The following is a 17,665-nucleotide window of genomic DNA, read 5'->3' on the forward strand; positions in this document are numbered from 1 at the left end:
TGCCCGTCTAGTGGAGCGGGACGTCCATCTCGTTGTTCCGCTCCGCCGCGCGGCGTGACAGCTCCGTGAGCCAGGAGCGGGTGAGGGGCGTCTCGCTGTCCGCGCCGGTGTGTGAATCCTGGCCGCTGCTCTGGGGCAGCCGCCGGTTGGTCCAGGCCAGGAGCGCCGCGGTCAATTCGGGCGCGAGCACCCGGCCCACGGCGCCCAGCTTCGCGGCCAGGCCCACCAGCAGCTCCGCGTCGCCCCGGCGGCAGGCATCCAGAATCAGGCGCGCGGCGCGCTCGGCGCTCACCGACAGCCCGGGCAGCGAGTCGCCCACGGCGAACCACGCGTACTCCGCCTCGTTCTGGCCCTTGAAGCGCGCGTTGCGCGGGCTGCCCGTGCGCATCAGCCCCGGGCACACGGTGGTGACGAAGATGCCGTCCTGACGCAGCTCCGCGCGCAGGCCGTCCGACAGGCCCACCAGCGCGAACTTGCTCGCCGAGTAGGGCATGAGGTGCGGGACGCTGAGCCTGCCGCCCACGGAGGCGATGTTGACGATGCGCCCCTCGCCGCGCTGCTTCATCTCCGGCAGCACCGCCAGCGTCGTGTACAGCGCGCCCCACAGGTGCGTGTCCATGGCGTCCTGGAAGTCCTCCACCGTCATGGACTCCAGCGGCCCCACCTGGATGACGCCCGCGTTGTTGATGAGCACGTCCACCGCACCCCAGCGCTCGTGCACCGCGCTCACCGTGGCCTCCACCTGCACCGGGTCCCTCACGTCACAGGGCAGGGCGAGCAGCTGCGCGCCGCCGCGCTCCAGCTCCTCCCGCGCCCGCTCCAGCGCCGCCTCATCCCTGCCGCACAGGGCCACGCGCGCCCCTGCCTTCACCAGCCTGCGCGCGAGCACCAGCCCCAGGCCTCGCGAGCCGCCGGTGATGAGCACCGTGCGCCCGTTGAACGAGTAGCGGATGCGCAGCAGCGCCTTGCGCAGGCCGAGCGCCGCGCCGATACCCGCCGCCGCCAGCGTGCCCGGGGTGAAGCGGGGGGCCTGCCTGTCCTTGCGCCAGTCAGCCATGTGGGAGCCCTCCGGAAGGCCTCAGGGCGCGGGAGCGCCGGCCGAGGTGTCGTACTGGGTGAAGCGGTCCAGCACCGGGCGCACCTGGCGTACCGCGTCCTTGCCGGCGAAGTGGTGGCGGAGCCGGCGGTCCGCGTCGAAGACGAGCCACGCGGGGGTCTGCTTCACGCCGTACGCCTGGGCCATGGAGCCGTCATCCACGGCGATGGGATAGACGAGCCCGTGCTCGCGCGCGAACGCCTCCACCGCGTTGGTGTCGCGCAGCTCCCTGGCGGAGTGGGTGACGTCCACGCCGATGACCTTGAGGCCCCGAGGACCGAACTCCGCGAGGAAGCGCTTGAGCGCCGCGAAGTCATTGGCGTGGGCGTCCGAGGCCATGGAGAAGAAGTGGAGGAGCACGGGCAGTTCGTCGAGCTCCGAGACATGGACGGGGGCGTTGATCCACCCTCCATCCGGGTCCAGCAGCGTGAGGGGGATGTCGTGCGTTGGCGTGGGCATTCGGGCTCCCGCGATAGGGCCTGCGTCTGAAGGTCGCCCCTCAAGCTATGCATCCAGGGGAGTCCTCCAGGGCTTGCACCGGGGTGTCGACTGCCTGGCCGGAGGAGGGCGCGCGAGGCGGGTGGCGCTGGACGGACGGCGGCCAAGAGGGCAGACAGTCGCTTCATGCGCATCCCCGACTTCAAGCTGGAGCGGTACTTCGCGCGCTGGGAGTTCGCCGCGCCCTACACCCTGTGCTCTTCGGACATCGAGGGCTGGAAGATGCGGGAGCTGCTGGCGCTCGCCGAGCCGGACGCCCTGGCCCGCTGGGAGGAGCTGACGCTCGGCTACACCGAGGCCCCGGGCCTGCCCGCGCTGCGGCTGGAAATCGCCGCGCTCTACCAGGGCGTGGCGCCCGAACAGGTGCTGACCTTCGCCGGCGCCCAGGAGGCTGTCTTCATCCTGATGAACGTGCTGCTGGGCCCGGGAGACCACGCCGTCGTCACCTGGCCGGGCTACCAGTCCCTGCACGAAGTGGCGCGCGCCACCGGCGCGGACGTGACGCTGCTGCCGCTGCGCGAGGAGGACGGCTGGGCGTTGGATGTGGACGCCCTTCGCCGCGCGCTCAAGCCCCAGACGCGAATCGTCGTGGTGAACTTCCCTCACAACCCGACGGGCGCGCTGCCGGACCGGAAGACATTCCAGGCGCTGTGCGCGCTGTGTGACGAGCGAGGCATCTACCTCTTGTCCGACGAGGTGTACCGGCTGCTGGAGCATGACCCGAAGGACCTGCTGCCCGCCGCCGTCGAGCTGTCGCCGCGCGCCTTCAGCCTGGGCGTCATGTCCAAGGCGTTCGGGCTGGCGGGGCTGCGCGTGGGGTGGCTTGTCTGTCGCGACGAGGACGTGCTGCGCCGGTGCATGGCGTACAAGGACTACACCACCATCTGCAACAGCGCCCCCAGCGAGGTGCTCGCCCTCATCGCCCTGCGCGCGAAGGAGCGGGTGCTGGCGCGAAGCCGCGCGTTGCTCGCCTCCAACCTGGCCCTGCTGGACGCGTTCTTCGCGCGCCACGCGGACACCTTCCACTGGGTGCGTCCGCGCGCCGGAAGCGTGGCCTTTCCGCGCCTGCTGCGAGAGCAACACGTGGCCCGGTTCACCGATGCGCTCGTGCAACGAGAAGGCGTGCTGTTGCTACCCGGTGACGTCTACGACTTCCCCGGCAATCACTTCCGTCTGGGGTTGGGTCGCACCAGCCTGCCGGAAGCCCTGACACGCCTGGAGCGCTTCGTCACCGACACCCGGTGAGGCGATGACGCGATGGGCCAGGGCGACTGACGCCTTACGCCAGAGGGCGACGCATTGCGTCAGGTTTTGCGTCGGCTTCCTGGTTTCCGTGTTCTCGACCTTTTACACCCTGAGACTCTAGAGTGAGCGCTTCCCCGTCGGGTCCCCCACCTGGCGAGAGCTGTTCCCCCTACTCCCGAGCGGAGGCGTTCACGATGAAGAAGCTGATGGGTACGGCGATTGCCGCGGCCACGCTGTTGGTTGGCACGCAGGCTGCCGCCACCAATTACACGCTGTGGATTCACGGTCGGAACGGCGGCGGTACGCAGGCCGGGAACTACGGCGACTTCAGCTACTGGGGCCCTGCGGGTACCGCGGCGGGCGTGAACAAGAAGGCCGTGAATTGGAACGGCAAGGAGCGCATCGGCGGGCAGAACGCGCGCGTGCGTGACGCGCTGGACTGTTACTGCACGGGGAACAACTGGTGCTACATCGCCTCGCACAGCGCGGGCAATCTCCAGATTGGCTATGCGCTGTCGCTGTATGGCGGCTCGGCGCGCAGCAAGAAGAACGCGACGCCCAACGCGAGCGGCGTGTGTGGCAACACGGATGGCAGCACGCAGACGGGCTGGAACATCAAGTGGGTGAACGTGGCGTCCGGCGCTGGCGGCGGCAGCGAGCTGGCGGACGTGGGCGAGTGGGCCGTGGGCGAGCCGTTGGTGAGTGACCTGGTCACCACCACGTCGCGGGCCATGTACAACCACAACACCACGCGCAGCGTCTGGTTCTACATGTTCGCTGGTGCGAAGGGCACGCTCTACTCAGGCATCCTCCCCGGGCAGGACGACGAGGCGGTGTCGTACCACTCCACGGGCGGCGTGTCGGGCAGCTCCGGCAGCTCGCAGTGCAACCCGGGCGACTGGTTCTGTGGCGGCACGCTGAACACCGGCACCGCGAACACGAGCGACGGCCGCGCGAAGTGGAGCTTCCACACCGTGTCCCTGCGCGATGACGGCGAGTCGTTCAACCACTACGCCAACGGCAACTGGGGTGGCATCGTCGCCAAGGTCCGCGAGGACGTGGTGAAGTACGCGTACTGAGTCTGTCGCCCTGATGCAGCCATGACGCCCAACAGCCCTGCTCCTGCTCCTGTCTCCCGCCCGCGCCGTCTCGGGTGGGTCTTCCTGGTGATGACCCTGGCCGTGGGTGGGCTGGGGTGGTGGAGCTGGAGCCGGGAGGCTGGCGAGGAGGAGGCTCCGAGCGAGCCTCCTGTCCTGGCGGAGGGCCAGAATCGCGAGGCTGGAGAAGCCCCGCCGAAGTCGGGGTTCGTCGGGCGCGGCGCGGCGTTGGAGCGACGCTCGTCGCCGGGCACGGAGGACATGCGGGTCTCCGTGCTGAGCCCCGAGCAGCGCGAGCGCCTGGAGCGGCGGGAGCTGTGGACGGCTCGGCTGGAGCGGGCGAAGCAGACGCTGGAGTCCTACGTGTCCGCGACGCGTTATCCGCCGCAGTCCCGCTCCATCCGGGAGCATCCGGACCAGGTGGTGCTCGCGGAGCCGGAGCGCACGCGCCCGTTGAGTCGCGAGCACGCGGACGTGCAGCTCCGGTTGAAGCAGGACCGGGTCTTCGTGGTGAGCGACGAGGCGGTGCACTTCTTCGTCTCGTGTGAGGACGCGCAGCGCGCGCCCAGGCCCTGTCAGGTGTTGTCCGCGTCCGCGCACGAGGCCGAACACGTGCAAGGCGCGGGGGGTGTGCCCGCCGTGCCCGTGGCCTTCACGGACGATGGCGCCGCGGGTGACGCGCTCGCGGGGGACGGCATCTTCACGGGGCGGTTCCAGCCGTCGAAGCAGGGCTTCCCGCTGTACTCGGGCACGCTGCGCGTGGACGTGCGGGTGCGCTCGGACAAGGCCGAGGGCATGGCGTTCCTGGACATCCTGTACACGCCTTCTCCGCCGGCGACCTTCACGGGCAGGGTGCGTGAGGCGCTGGCGGACGGCTCGCTGCTGCTCTACCTGGGCATCCACGTGCGCAAGGCGGGGCGATATGTCGTGGCCGGACGCATCGACAACGAGAGCGGCGAGCCCTTCGCGCATGTCTCCTTCAACGAGGAGCTGAAGGAGGGGGTGCAGGAGGTGAAGCTCACCGTCTTCGGCAAGCTGGTCCTCGACGAGGCGCCGACCTTCCCCCTGCAGCTGCGCGACGTGGAGGGCTTCCTGCTCAAGGAGTCAGGGGACCCGGACCGCGAGCTGATGACCACGATGCGTGGCTATGTCCACACCACGAAGGAATATCCGGCGACGTCCTTCTCGCCCGATGAGTGGCAGAGCGAGGAGCGCAGTCGCAACCGGAACGAATTCATCCGCGACGTCGAGGAGGCGCAGCGGCAACTCGACGCGACGCTCGGCGAGGAAAAGCGTCCCTGAGTCGCGGGTGGGTCCTCCGACGTGACGGTGACGCCCGTTGGGGCGTCGTGGAGCGGCACGGCTCGCGCTTCAGGCGACGCCCGGCTCGTGAGAGTCCACCGGCGTGGGCTCCGTGGAGACAGCGGAGACCTCGGGCTCGATGGACGTCGCGCCCCGCTGCTCCGCCAGCAGTTGCGCCTGCGGCGCGGCCTGCTCCGCGAAGGTCTCACCCGGAGCCGAGGCCTGCTCCGTGTTGGACGGGGCGACCGCCACCGACTCCTCGAAGCTGTCGCCCACCATCGCGCTCTGCTCCGTGAGGAACTGCCCGAGCACCGAGGCCGGCTCCGCCGGTTGTGCGTCGGGCTGGAGCTCCACGGCGTCCGCCACCACGTCCACACCCTGCGCTCCGAGCGCGGAGACCACGGGGACACTGGCCGCGACGGGGTTGGCCGCGAGCGAGCCGAGCACGCCCGCGAGGGCCGCGTCCGCCGGGCCAAACTCTTCCTCTGGAACCAGGTCGCCCAGGTCGCTCAGGTCCGCGAGGAACTCCTCCGGTCCCGCGGGCCGCACGGACGCCCCCATCAACTCCCCGGACGCATACCGCGCCGCCGCCAGGCCCTCCACTGTGCTTCCACCCGGCATCACGCCGCCGATGGCCGAGGGGCTGTCCTCGAATGAGTCCAGGTCCAGGTTCAGGTCCAGCATGGGGTCCGCCCGCCCAGAGGAGCCCGGAGGGTCCATCATGAACAGCAGATCCTCCGGCGCATCCACGCTGGGCGAGGAGGTGTCCAGGTTGTGGAGCTCCCACGCCGCCTCGTCGGGCGAGAGGATGTCGGAAGCATCCGGCGCGTCCGCGCCCCCGCGCCTCGACGCCCGCCCCACTGCGCCGCCCGTGTCACGCGGCGCACCCAGCGCGGAAGGCAGCTGGGAGCCAAGCACCTGCGCGTAGCGGGGCGCGGCGGGCTCGAACGAACTCTCGCCGGAGAACACGCGCAGCGACGCATGATCCAGGTTGCGCGCCGAGCCGGTTTCCTCCGCCTCGTCCAGGTCGAACGAAGACAAGAGGGCATCGGCGCCATCCGCGCCGTCCGCCTGGAAGTCGCTCTCGTCGGAGTAGCCCCGGCGGATCTTCGACACGGGGTCCAGGGACTCGCTCTGGGTGAGCGGGGACACGCTGGTGTCCACGTCGAGCGAGGTGCGCCGCAGCGAGGACAGGATGCTCGAGGACAAACGGCGGATGGAAGTCATCGGACACCTCCCGGGGCGCACACGTCGGACATCATCGTCATTGTCGTCGTCCCTGGGTGAAAGTTGCCAGGGGCCCCGCGTGGGGTCCCCACCCACCCTGAAAGAGGGGAGTCCGCACCCATCACCTGTGGGGTCGCCACCCCTCCCACTGGACAACGTTTCCGGATGCAGGGCGCTTGCAACGTCCGCCACCGAACGAGTGCGGGGCGGGCGCCGAGGTCGGCTGGCACTCACGCTCCAGACACCGCAAAAAGAGAGGTATCCGTAGTGGGCGCTCGCCTGGGGATGGGCGCTGGCCTCCCGCTTGCTGGGGAGAGGCTCGAGGAGGCGGTGTCATGCTGCGTATCGAAAGCGCGGGACAGACCCATATCGGTCGCCGGCCCCACAACGAGGACTCCTACTGTGTCCTGCCGGAGCTGGGGCTGTACGTGGTCGCGGATGGGCTGGGTGGGCAGGAGGGCGGCGAGGTGGCGAGCCGCTGTGTCGTGGACACCTTCGCGGGCCTGGGGCATCGATGGGAGCGCGAGCGGGAGGCGGTGTGGCCGGAAGTCGCCGACCCCCGCCGCACGCGCGAGGAGAACCTGCTGGCGGCGTGCTCGCAGCTGGCCCAGCGAAACCTCCAGGCCCAGCGCGTGGGCCGGCTGAGCGAGATGGCCTCCACGGTGGTGGCGCTGGCGTTGGGGCAGGAGGGCGCGGCGGTGGCCCATGTAGGGGACAGCCGGCTGTACCGGCTGCGGGGCGGCAGGTTGGAGTCGCTGACCCGGGACCACTCGTTCATCGAGGAGCTGAAGGACGTGGGCATGGAGCCTCCGGGGGGAGCGTCCAACTGGCGGCACCTCATCACCCGCGCGCTCGGGACGGACAACGCGGAGCCCACGCTGCAGCGACTTCACGCGGAGCCTGGGGACGTCTTCCTGTTGTGTTCGGACGGCCTCTACGAGCCGCTGGGGATGGACGGGCTGGCGCGGCGCCTGTCGCTGTCCTCCGCGCGTGAGGTCTGCGACGCGCTGGTGGCGGATGCCTTCGAGGCGGGAGGCAAGGACAACATCACCGCCGTGGTGTTGCGCGTCGCCGACGCTTGAGGCGCAGGTCAGTGGAGGTGGGAGGGTCAGCCGGAGGGCGCCGGGTCATCCACGCCTTACTGCTCAAGCCTGGAAGCTTGGGGTAGGGTGTGGCTTCTGGGGTTCCCCCACCCTGGTCATTTCCCCTCACGTCCGACACCGCAGCGCATGACGCACAGCCTCGCCGCTCGTCTGACCATCGCCATCACCCTGGTCATCCTGGCCCTCACCGCGCTCTGCGTGACGTTCACGGGCGTCGTGCTGCGCTCCCGGATGGACACGGAGCTGGCCCAGGCGCTTACCCATGACGAGTCCGCCTGGAGCCGGTTGGTGGCCCAGGAGGCTCGGACACTGAAGGTCCTGCTGCGCAGCGCCGCGGCGAATACCCAGCTTCGCGCGCTGCTCTCCGGTGCGACGGTGGACGCGAAGGCGCTCCAGACGTTCTCCGAGGAGCAGAAGGCCCTGGTGTCGGTGGAGCTGTTGCTCATCACCACGCCGGAGGGCGGGCTGCTCGCGGGTTCGTACCGGGAGCCGCTGCCCGCGCTCGCGCAACTGGTGCGGAGCGGTGCGCCTGGGGTGCTCTTCGTGGGCGAGGCGGCCTACTGGACGGTGTCCCGGCCGGTGGAGGTGGACGGACGCGCGGTGGGGCACCTGGTGTTGGGGAGTCGGTTCGACGATGCGCCGCTGAAGGACTTGAGGAATCAGCGGGGCGTGGAGCTGCTGCTGCGCGTGGGCCCGAGGTTGGTGGCCCGGTCCGTGGACGTCGTGGCCCCGGAGGCCTTGCTGGCGGCGGTGGACGCGGACGTGGAAGAGGGGCGCGTGGACGTGGAGGACTCGTCGTTCCGCGTGGCGCGCCTGCCGGTGGGGCAGGGGTTGGAGCTGGTGCTCGCGCGGGACGAGAAGACGGAGGCGTCGCGTTTCGGCACGGCGGTGCTGCTCATCGTCGGGTTGGGGCTGTTCACTGCGCTGGCGGCGGGCGGTGTGATTTTCCTGCTCGTGCGACGGATGACGAGCCCCCTGCGGGAGCTGACGGCGGCGGCGGCGCGGGTGGTGGCGGAGGGCGACTTCCGGGGCACGCTGGAGGTTCACTCGCGAGACGAGATTGGCCGGCTGGCCGCGTCGTTCGCGGAGATGATGGTGCAGCTGCGTTCGCTGCTGATGGCGCTGAAGGGCTCGGCCGAGCAGCTCGAGTCCGCCGCCGCGCAGCTCACTGATTCCGCGTCGATACAGAACGAGGCGGTGTCCCAGCAGGCGGTGGCGCTGCACGAGACGCAGATGGCGGCGCAGCAGCTCCAGGAGTCCTCCCGGGCGGCGGCCAGGCGCGTGGAGACCATCCAGCGCGAGGCGGAGAAGGCGAGCGGCTTCGGTCAGGCCGGCGAGGCGGCGGTGTCTGGCAGCGTGGGGGGACTCACGCACATCCGCTCGCACGTCGAGCAGATTGGCCGCACCATCACCGTGTTGCATCAGCGCACGCGACTGGTGGGCGACATCACCCGCACGGTGAAGGACCTGGCGGACCAGTCCAACGTGCTGGCGTTGAACGCCTCCATCGAGGCGGCGCGCAGTGGCGACCAGGGGCGGGCCTTCTCCGTGGTGGCGCGGCAGATGCGCTCACTGGCGGACCAGTCCGCGGGAGCGACGACGCGCGTGCAGGGCATCCTGGGCGACATCGGCCGGGCCATCTCCGAAGCCGTGCGCATCAGTGAGGGTGGGGCGCGCGAAGTGGAGGGAGGGCTGGAGCAGGTGCAGGCGGCGGGTGAGAGCCTGCGCTCGCTGGCCGGCATCATCCAGAGCAACGGCCAGACGGTGCGGAGCATCTCCGATGCCGTGCGCCAGCAGGACGCGGGCATCGCGGAGCTGTTCGCCGCGCTCAGCTCCATGGCGGACGTGGCGGACCAGATTGTCGACCGCATGGCGGCCAGTGAACAGGCCGCCATCCAGCTCTCCGCCGCCTCGGGCGAGCTGAGCGCCATCGTCGGCCGTTACCAGCTCTGAGGTGGAGTCTCGCCTCGGGCGAGCTGAGCGCCATCATCGGCCGCTATCAGCTCCGAGGTGGTGGTTCACCTCGGGCGAGCCGAGCGCCATCGTCGGCCGCTACCAGCTCCGGGGTGGTGTCTCGCCTCGGGCGAACCTGACGCCGCGATGCCCTGCGAGGCATCGCGTGAGTCAGCCCCTTGAGACGCAGCTCGGATGCGCGACCCTCCCGAGGCCGCGCTCACGCCGAAGCGCTTCAGCCCAGCTCGCCACCGTCGATGGCGTGCGCTGCGCCGGTGATGGCTCCCGCCGCGTCCGACGCGAGGAAGAGGCACAGCGCCGCCACCTCCTCCGGCTGGACGATGCGGCCCATGGCGTTCATCGATGCCAGGGCCTCGCGCGCCTGCTCTCCGGTGCGGCCCGTCGTGTGTGAAATCGCCGCCGTCGCGTTGGAGAACATGTCCGTCTCCACCCAGCCCGGGTTCACCGCGTTCACCGTCACGTGCTTCTTCGCGTACTCCACAGCCAGCGCGCGCGTCAGGCCCAGCAGCGCGTGCTTGGAGGCGCAGTAGGCGGACGTGTATTTCATCCCGCGCACGGCGGCCATGGAGCCGATGTTGATGACCCGGCCACCTCCCGCCTGCGCCATGGCGGGCATCAGCTCGCGGCAGAGCAGGAAGGGGGCCGTCACGTTGATGGCCATCACCCGCGCCAGGTCCGCGGTGCTCGTCTTCGTCAGCGGCGCGGACACGGTGATGCCCGCGTTGTTCACGAGCACGCCCGGGGCGCCTTCCGCGAGAATCGTCTTCGTCGCCGCGACCAGCGCGGCCTCGTCCGCCACGTCCACGACGAGGGGCCGGATGCTGTCTCCACCCTCCTTCACGAGCACCGCGAGCGCATCCGCGGCGCGGGCCAGGGCCCAGACGCGATAGCCCTCGCGCGCGAAGGTCAACGCCACGGCGCGGCCAATGCCTCGGCTCGCGCCCGTCACCACCACGGTCTTCTGGATCGTCGTCATGCGCGGCAGCCTAGCGCCCCAGGCCGGCACGGGCACGCCCGACGACACGACTCACGCGGTGGGGGCGAGCACCGCGACGGGCGCCTGGGGCCGCAGCCGCTCCCCCACGCGCTCCAGCCCCTCGCCAGCCCGCGCGCGGGCATGCACCTGGGGATAGTCGTCGAACGCCGTGCCCAGCCACCGGTCCAGCACCGTGGTGTACAGGCCGTAGTGGCCCTGGTGCCGGGCGTGGTGCATGGCGTGGAAGGTGGGCGTGAGGACCTGTCGCCCGAGCCAGGTGGACACGAAGCGCTCCGGCAGCCACTCGGTGTTCCCATGGCCCACCACGTTGAGCACGTAGTTGGCGAGGATGTAGAGCATCACCCCCGCCTGGGTGACGGGCATCACCTCCAGCGCCAGGATGACAAGGCCGAAGTTGCCCGCCAGCAGCACCACGCGCTCCACCAGCGAGAAGGACAGCGAGGTCAGCGGATTCGTCACCTGCGCCACATGGTGCTGCGCGTGGAACCGGTAGAGCACGCGGGTGTGCAGCAGGCGGTGCGTGGCGTAGAACCACACCTCGAAGCCCACGAAGAGAAAGGCGAAGGTCGCCACCGTGGCGCCCACGCTGAAGGGTGCCAGTCGCGACTGGTACACGACGCGGAACGCGGCGACGAGCACCGCGTCGAAGACCAACACCCGCACCGCTGCCCACGCCTCGCTGCGAAGTTGTCCCGGCGCCAGCGGCTTGCGGTAGACGCGCCACCGCGCCCCGGCCTGGAGCCCGGCCGCCCACCATCCCAGGCCCACCATCGACACCTTCAGCGTCCCCGACACGCCCAGGACGAGGGGGAACAGCGCCATGAATGCGTGCACCATCGTGCTCCACCTCCGGCCCTTGCCGCCGACACCCCATGTTAACCCCCCGGAGGCAGGCGCGGTTGCGGGGGCGTTTGACGCTCCTGGAGGCGGGCGTTAGGACGGCGCCATGGCACGCGCGGACATCACTGACTTGTTCCGGCTGGACGACCTGCTGTCCCCCGAGGAGAAGGCCGCTCGCGACACGGTGGCCGCCTTCGTGGACCGCGAAGTGCTGCCCATCATCGGCGGGCACTTTCGCGATGGCACCTTCCCATTCCACCTGGTCCCCCAGCTCGCGGAGATGGGCGTGCTGGGAGCCAACCTCCAGGGCTACGGCTGCGCGGGGATGAACACCGTCAGCTACGGCCTCATCCTCCAGGAGCTGGAGCGGGGGGACTCGGGGCTGCGCTCCTTCGCCTCCGTGCAGGGTTCGCTCTGCATGTTCCCCATCCACGCGTATGGCAGCGATGAGCAGAAGGAGCGCTTCCTGCCGGGCATGGCCAAAGGGCGCGTCATCGGGTGCTTCGGCCTCACCGAGCCGGACTTCGGCTCCAACCCGGGAGGCATGCGCACCCGCGCGCGCAAGGACGGCGACGACTACGTCCTCAACGGCACCAAGACGTGGATTACCAACGGCGCCATCGCCGACGTCGCGGTGGTGTGGGCGAAGACGGACGACGGCGGCCCCGAGTCCGTCCGAGGCTTCCTGGTGGAGAAGGGCATGCCCGGCTTCACCGCGCGGGACATCCCCGGCAAGTTCTCCCTGCGCGCGTCCATCACCAGCGAGCTGTCCTTCCAGGACGTGCGTGTGCCCGCGCGCAACGTGCTGCCCGGCGTGGTGGGCCTGCGAGGCCCCTTGTCCTGTCTCAACAACGCGCGGTTGGGCATCGCCTTCGCTGTCACCGGCGCGGCCATCGCCTGCTTCGAGGGCGCTCGCGAGTACTCACTGTCCCGCGCGTCGTTCAACGGCAAGCCCGTGGCCGGCTACCAGCTCACGCAGGAGAAGCTGGCGGACATGCTCCAGGACATCGTCAAGGCGCAGCTCGTGGGCCTGCGAGTGGCGCGGCTCAAGGACGAGGGCAAGGTGACGCCCGTCATGGTGAGCCTGGCCAAGCGCAACAACGTGAAGAGCGCGCTCGACATCGCCCGCATGGCGCGGAGCATCTACGGCGCCAATGGCATCACCGATGCGTATCCGCCGGTGCGCCACATGCTGAATCTCGAATCGGTCTTCACCTACGAGGGCACCCACGAGGTGCACACGCTGGTGCTCGGCAAGGCCATCACCGGAATCGACGCCTTCGACTGACGCCCGTGTGATGCCTCCCCTCATCCCAGTCGAGCGGGAGAGGGGAGGGCCATCACAGGCGAAGTCGAGGTCAGCCCTGGCTCTCGCCGCCCTCGGCCTTCGGGGCTTCTTCGGCCGTCGTCGCCTCGGCTTCGGTCGGAGCGGACGTTTCGGCGCCTTCCTCCGAGGCGGTCTCCGTGCCTTCCGCCGAGGCCTCGTCGGACAGCTCCGGCGCGGTGCCAGCGGCTTCCGCCGCCTGCTGCGCCTTGAGCTCCTCGTCGTTCATGAAGCCGACGGGGTTGTCCTTCCGGTTGAAGAAGCGCACCGCCTTCTTCGAGAGCGCGAACATCTGCTCGGCCGCCGCGGCGGGCACCAGCGAGTGCTCGATTTGCGCCGGGTCCGGACGCTCCACCACGCCGAGCTCGCCGTCCTCCAGCCGCTTGGCCTGCTCCGGCGTCAACTCCATCCGCCGCAGCTTGCCCTTGCGGGTCATGAAGTAGAACGCCGTCTCCCCGGGCTCCAGCGGCACCTGCGAGCCCAGCACGAGCTCGCGCAGCGCCTTGTCCAACTCCACCTGGCGCTTGGATTCGGCGCGCTGGTAGGCCTTGGAGCCGGGCATGGGGGGCAGCTTGGGAATGGGCTTCTCGGCCACGGCGGCGGGACGCCCGTGCTGGGGCGCTCCACCTCCGCCACCGCCACCGGGCCGGAACGAGCCACCATGACGGGGCGCACCGCCACCACCAGGGCGGCCACCACCGGGACGTCCGCCACCCTCTCGGGGGCCGGGGCCACGGTCCTCGCTCCGGGGTGACGGGCCACCGGATGTCCGGTTCTCGTCACGCCGGGGCGGAGGACGGTTGCCGCCTGGACGTCCGCCCTCCTGGGGCTGGGGCCTCCGGGCTTCCGTCTGGCTGGTTGCCGCATCAGCCTTCTTGGACTGTTCCTCGGTGACGAGGCCCGCCTTCAACAACTTGTCGCGCAGGTTCTGCATGAGAAGGGCGTTCTATCCCTTGCACGGCCGCACGCAAGCCGCTGCTTGCCGCTCTTGTATGCGCCACGTAACTTGCCGCCCCCGTGGTACCCCCTCCGGAGGAGTCGTGAGCCGTCTGAAGAAGTCCGCCGTCACCCTCGCCTTGGCGCTGGCCGCCGCCAGTTGCTCGGACCCGGTCGACAAGGCGGCCAAGGCGCGCATCTTCTCGCCGGAGGACCCTCCCAAGGTGGTCGCCTCCGCCCAGCAGAAGCTCCCGCCGGAGGATGTCGCGGAAAACCCTCAGGTGGCCCGCCGAATCCTCGGCATGGACGCCGCCGAAATCACCGAGCGACTGGGGCCCCACCGCTACCAGGCCACCCTCGGCTACGAGTGGACCTCCGCCGAGTCCAACCCCGTGAAGCTCACCGAGACGCGCACGTTCCGCGCGGGGCCCGGGGGTGTCAGCGGCGACTTCCACGGCGTGCTGGAGAACTCGAGGGACCAGGGCCTGGAGGTCATGCGCGTGGGGGGACAGGTGTTCGCCCGCAACCGGTATGGCCCGTTCCGTCAGCGCCTTCGCGACCGCGGCATGGCCGAGCGCACCCGCACGGAGCTGACCGGCGCCATCCGCGACTTCGACATCCTCTTCCAGGGGCGGCTCAAGCTCGCCCCGCAGGGCACCGTCACCTATGAAGGGCGCACGGCGTGGCGCTACGTGGTGACGCTGGCCCCCGCCACGGAGGGCGATGCGTCCCGACCGCTGCCGGCGCTGTTCCAGTCCAAGGGTGGCTCGGACGAGACGACGCGTCGGCGCGCGAACTTCTTCGCCCACCGGCTGCCGCGCTCGCTGGATGGCGAGGTGCTGGTGGACGCGGCCACCTCCGTGGTCCTCAAGGCGCGGCTGGACGGGCGCGTCGGGGTGCCGTCGGAGAAGACGCCCGAGGCGGCGGAGTTGCGGCTGACCTTGGAGGCGTCCCTGTCGGAGCTGGGCAAGGACCCGAGGCTCGCGCCGCCCGAGGAGTTCCTCCCCGACGCGGACAAGCCCCAGGGCATCGCCGACGCGCTGGACCGCTTTGGCATCGAGCGCGCGAAGCCCGAGGGCGCCAAGAGCACGACGCCGGGTGAGGCGCCGCCCGAGCCCGAGGACGAGGCCGCGCCGGAGTAGTTCGTCGAGCGGGTGGGGCGCCCTACTGATGCCGCCGCGCCGGAGTCGTTCGTCGAGCGGGCGGGTCGCCTGGGTGAGCGCCCTCCCGGAGCGGTCCCGGCGGAGCCGTCCGTTGAACGAGTGGGCCTCCTCCCGAGGAGGCCTCCTTCGAGCCGGACAAGCGAGTCATGGGAGCCAGGCGCGCGGGTCGTCCGAGCCAGGCCGCCTGCCCTGACCCCATCGCCCGGACACCCGTGGCAGGGGCGCCAACGCGCCTCTCAAGCCCCTGGATTCACGTGGGATTCCGGGTGGCGTGTGCCTTGCTCTCCCTGGGCCCATGCGCTGTCTCCGCCTCCTGCTCCTGTGCCTGTGCGGGCTCGTCACGCCGCTCGCGAGGGCGGAGCCTCCCTCTCGCAGTCTGGGCGTCACCGTGTTCCCGGTGGGGGCGTTCGTCCTGAAGGACCCGGACGGGCGGCGGGAGGTGGGCTACAGCGCGGGGCTGGCCTGGAGCTATCGCCGGGAGCAGTCCCTCCTGGAGGTGGGCGGACATGTGGCCTCCAACCGCCGGCTCACCGAGGCGACCCCCATGTCCCTGCGAATCACGATTCCCGAAGCACGCCGGGTCCGCCCGTACCTGGGGCTGGGGGTGAGCCTCCTGGTGTCCCACGGCCGGGAAGGGGAAGAGCCGCCACGTGTTCTCCAATTGGGGCCGGAGCTGTGCGGGGGAATGGACGTGGAGCTGGGTGGCCGGCTGTTCCTGTCCGCCCAGGCCCGCTACCAGAACTTCTCCGCCAGCGGGTCTCCCTTTTCCGGGCGGCGCCAGGCGCTCTCCACCGCGTTCCTGGGACTGGGAATGCACCTGTAGGCACCCTCTGGCGCTACAGGGCGGGAGCGACCTGTTGGAAGAAAATTTGCGCCAACTCTTGCGTCCTCTACAATCCCCGACGGTTGCGGCTCGGACGCGTCCGACATGCTCGGATGTTCAGCGGACTGCACAACAAGGGAGCGGAGATGGAGCGCAAGGTCGGGAGTAGCACGGTGACGGCCAAGGAGGTCAAGGCGGCGCTGGAGAAGACGCGCACGCTCACGGCCGAGGAGGAGAAGGCGCTGCGCATGCGGCATGGCGCCGGCGCTTCCAGCACGCGAGCCCCGCTTCCGCGCGCTGCCGGTGACAACGAAGAGCTGGGCGACGAGCTGCTCGTCATCGAGATGCAGTTGATGAAGGCCATGCGCGCTCGCGCCGCGGCCAAGACGCCGGCCACCAAGGCGGCGGCGCCCGAAGCACCCCGTGCTCGCGAGACGGCCGCCAACCCGACGAAGGACAAGATCGTCCGGGCGCTGCGCAAGAAGAAGTAGTCGCTCGCGCAGCCACCACTACCGGTTGAGGATGGCCACGAGGCGCTCCCCCGCCTCGGGCAATGCCAGCGGCGTGCCCGACACCTCCGTGGCCAGTCCTTCCGCGTCATCCGTTCCACCCCGAGCGTACAGCCCCTTCAGCCAGGTGGCGGCGTTCGGGTTCCTCCAGAAGTCCTCGTTGAAGCGCTCGGTGAGGCGCGTGGTGAGTCGGGCCTCCAGGGCCCAGGCTCGCAGGTAGTGCGCCACGTAGAGCTGGGGGTCCACGTCGTACAGGTAGAACCCGGGATGTGGCTCCGCGAAGAGGGCGCGGCGCTGGCCGTCGGCGTACTCGTCGGCGCGCTCGGTGGACGGGCCCTTCCTGCAGAGCGACAGCTCGTAGGACAGCTTCGCGCAGTGGCGGCGCAGCACGCTGAGCGACTGGAACGCGGCCATCCGCGCCGTGTCGCGCGCGAGCATCGTGGCGAGGCCCAGGTAGCGCTTGAGCCAATCGGAGGACAACAGCAGTCGCTCGAAGACGGCGGCGTGCGCTTCCGTCACGGCCGCATCGCCCAGGCGGCGCAGCTCCATGGGCAGGTCCTCCGAGACATGCGCGCGGTGGTGGGCGTGGCCCAGCTCGTGGAGCAGGCTGCCCACGGCATCGAGTCCGCCGCGCGGCTGGAGCACCAGCCGGATGTCGTCCGGCACGCGGATGGTGACGACGAAGGGGCGGGGGGACTTGCCGGGGCGGTCCTCCTCGTCCAGGTGGATGCGGCCTCCGGCGTTGGGCGTGAAGCCCCACTCGCCCATCCACTGGCGCACCGCGGGCCACGCATCCTCGCGGCGGAAGTGCTCGTCCAGCCACGGGGCCTGGAGCGCGGCCTGAACGTCATGTCGACGCGCGTCACCACCGGGCAGGGGCCGCAGCTGCGGGTCGGTCTTCTTGAGCACGTAGGTGAGCACGTCGCGGTAGGCGTCCTCGGTGCGCTTCAGCGTCTGCTCGGCGGCCTCGGCGAGCTTCGCGTAGGCGATGCCGGTGACGTCCTCGCGCAGGGACGGATAGTCCTGGGCACCCAGTCGCTCGGCGGTGAGCAGGGCGGCTTCGCGACGGTCGCCATAGGGGCTTCGGTGTTCCCAGAGGTAGTTGCCGACGGCGCGCTCCAGGCCGGCGCGGCGGGCACGATTCGGTTCGTGGGGGAGTCGCCCCATGGCCCCGGAGAAGTTGAAGGACTCGTCGTCGACGTTGAGCACCGCGTTGGCTTCCACGGTCGCCATGGCCTGGGCGGCACGGGCGGCGAGGGCCTCTTCCACCTGGGTGGCCACCAGCTCGCGCACAAGTTGGATGCGGCGGGCGGCGAGGACGTCGTTCTTGGCTCGGGCCTTGGCGAGCGCCTCGCTGGCGGCGACGAAGGTGTCCGGGGCGGACAGCTCCGGGAAGGAGGCGTGGAGGCTCGCGATGGGAAGCTCTCGCGCGAGGCCGGCACCATGCCGGTACTGAAGGGTGGCCAGCTCGGCGAGGAAATCGTCCAGCCGTGTGCGGACGGCGTGTAGGGGGCGGTCCATGGGGCGCGGA

The 17,665-nt window shown here is 70.4% G+C and carries 16 protein-coding genes; 9 read left to right on the forward strand and 7 right to left on the reverse strand.

The genetic code is table 11. The annotated features are described in order from the left end of the window. Nucleotides 1-7: 7 nt before the first annotated feature. The gene (locus HUA78_RS26120; protein ID WP_174477387.1) at nt 8-1,057 is read right to left on the reverse strand and encodes an SDR family oxidoreductase; all 1,050 of its coding nucleotides are present in this window, start codon (nt 1,055-1,057) and stop codon (nt 8-10) included. Between the two features lie 21 nt (nt 1,058-1,078). Continuing rightward, complete coding sequence (locus HUA78_RS26125; protein WP_141646500.1) at nt 1,079-1,555, reverse strand: peroxiredoxin; 477 nt, start codon at nt 1,553-1,555, stop codon at nt 1,079-1,081. A gap of 165 nt (nt 1,556-1,720) precedes the next feature. Between HUA78_RS26125 and HUA78_RS26130 the strand changes: the two genes are divergently transcribed. The 3 genes from HUA78_RS26130 (at nt 1,721) to HUA78_RS26140 (ending at nt 5,238) form a co-directional block, all read left to right on the forward strand. After that, nucleotides 1,721-2,839: an aminotransferase class I/II-fold pyridoxal phosphate-dependent enzyme gene (locus HUA78_RS26130; RefSeq protein WP_141646499.1), complete on the forward strand. Its 1,119-nt coding sequence runs from the start codon at nt 1,721-1,723 to the stop codon at nt 2,837-2,839. A 194-nt stretch (nt 2,840-3,033) separates the two neighbouring features. Beyond that, entirely contained in the window at nt 3,034-3,918 is an 885-nt protein-coding gene (locus HUA78_RS26135) for a hypothetical protein (protein ID WP_141646498.1), read from the forward strand. 21 nt (nt 3,919-3,939) lie between these two features. Beyond that, nucleotides 3,940-5,238, forward strand: a complete 1,299-nt coding sequence (locus tag HUA78_RS26140) for a choice-of-anchor X domain-containing protein (RefSeq protein WP_174454790.1) — start codon at nt 3,940-3,942, stop codon at nt 5,236-5,238. Nucleotides 5,239-5,307: 69 nt separating this feature from the next. Here the strand turns inward: HUA78_RS26140 and HUA78_RS26145 are convergent, their stop codons facing one another. Further along, complete coding sequence (locus HUA78_RS26145; protein WP_174477388.1) at nt 5,308-6,465, reverse strand: hypothetical protein; 1,158 nt, start codon at nt 6,463-6,465, stop codon at nt 5,308-5,310. A 335-nt stretch (nt 6,466-6,800) separates the two neighbouring features. Between HUA78_RS26145 and HUA78_RS26150 the strand changes: the two genes are divergently transcribed. Next, a complete protein-coding gene (locus HUA78_RS26150; protein ID WP_174454792.1) occupies nt 6,801-7,547 on the forward strand; it encodes a PP2C family serine/threonine-protein phosphatase in 747 nt (248 codons plus the stop codon). A gap of 147 nt (nt 7,548-7,694) precedes the next feature. Further along, nucleotides 7,695-9,521, forward strand: a complete 1,827-nt coding sequence (locus HUA78_RS26155) for a methyl-accepting chemotaxis protein (protein WP_174462910.1) — start codon at nt 7,695-7,697, stop codon at nt 9,519-9,521. Nucleotides 9,522-9,756: 235 nt separating this feature from the next. Here HUA78_RS26155 and HUA78_RS26160 read toward each other — a convergent pair whose 3' ends face one another. Together HUA78_RS26160 and HUA78_RS26165 are read right to left on the reverse strand one after the other, a co-directional pair. Further along, on the reverse strand, nt 9,757-10,518 hold the full coding sequence (locus tag HUA78_RS26160) for an SDR family NAD(P)-dependent oxidoreductase (RefSeq protein ID WP_174477389.1): 762 nt from the start codon (nt 10,516-10,518) through the stop codon (nt 9,757-9,759). Between the two features lie 51 nt (nt 10,519-10,569). Next, the gene (locus HUA78_RS26165; protein ID WP_174477390.1) at nt 10,570-11,376 is read right to left on the reverse strand and encodes a sterol desaturase family protein; all 807 of its coding nucleotides are present in this window, start codon (nt 11,374-11,376) and stop codon (nt 10,570-10,572) included. A 109-nt stretch (nt 11,377-11,485) separates the two neighbouring features. Between HUA78_RS26165 and HUA78_RS26170 the strand changes: the two genes are divergently transcribed. Continuing rightward, a complete protein-coding gene (locus tag HUA78_RS26170) occupies nt 11,486-12,667 on the forward strand; it encodes an acyl-CoA dehydrogenase family protein (protein WP_174477391.1) in 1,182 nt (393 codons plus the stop codon). Nucleotides 12,668-12,737: 70 nt separating this feature from the next. Here the strand turns inward: HUA78_RS26170 and HUA78_RS26175 are convergent, their stop codons facing one another. Then, complete coding sequence (locus tag HUA78_RS26175) at nt 12,738-13,637, reverse strand: DUF2058 family protein (protein WP_174462907.1); 900 nt, start codon at nt 13,635-13,637, stop codon at nt 12,738-12,740. A gap of 106 nt (nt 13,638-13,743) precedes the next feature. Between HUA78_RS26175 and HUA78_RS26180 the strand changes: the two genes are divergently transcribed. The 3 genes from HUA78_RS26180 (at nt 13,744) to HUA78_RS26190 (ending at nt 16,116) form a co-directional block, all read left to right on the forward strand. Beyond that, on the forward strand, nt 13,744-14,781 hold the full coding sequence (locus HUA78_RS26180; protein ID WP_141646491.1) for a hypothetical protein: 1,038 nt from the start codon (nt 13,744-13,746) through the stop codon (nt 14,779-14,781). Nucleotides 14,782-15,097: 316 nt separating this feature from the next. Then, nucleotides 15,098-15,625: a hypothetical protein gene (locus HUA78_RS26185; protein WP_174477392.1), complete on the forward strand. Its 528-nt coding sequence runs from the start codon at nt 15,098-15,100 to the stop codon at nt 15,623-15,625. Between the two features lie 146 nt (nt 15,626-15,771). Further along, on the forward strand, nt 15,772-16,116 hold the full coding sequence (locus HUA78_RS26190) for a hypothetical protein (RefSeq protein WP_141646503.1): 345 nt from the start codon (nt 15,772-15,774) through the stop codon (nt 16,114-16,116). Between the two features lie 18 nt (nt 16,117-16,134). Here the strand turns inward: HUA78_RS26190 and HUA78_RS26195 are convergent, their stop codons facing one another. Further along, nucleotides 16,135-17,655, reverse strand: a complete 1,521-nt coding sequence (locus tag HUA78_RS26195; RefSeq protein ID WP_174477393.1) for a peptidase M3 — start codon at nt 17,653-17,655, stop codon at nt 16,135-16,137. Between the last annotated feature and the right edge of the window lie 10 nt (nt 17,656-17,665).

It is taken from the genome of Myxococcus sp. CA033 (assembly GCF_013336625.1).
Taxonomy (GTDB): Bacteria; Myxococcota; Myxococcia; order Myxococcales; family Myxococcaceae; genus Myxococcus; species Myxococcus llanfairpwllgwyngyllgogerychwyrndrobwllllantysiliogogogochensis.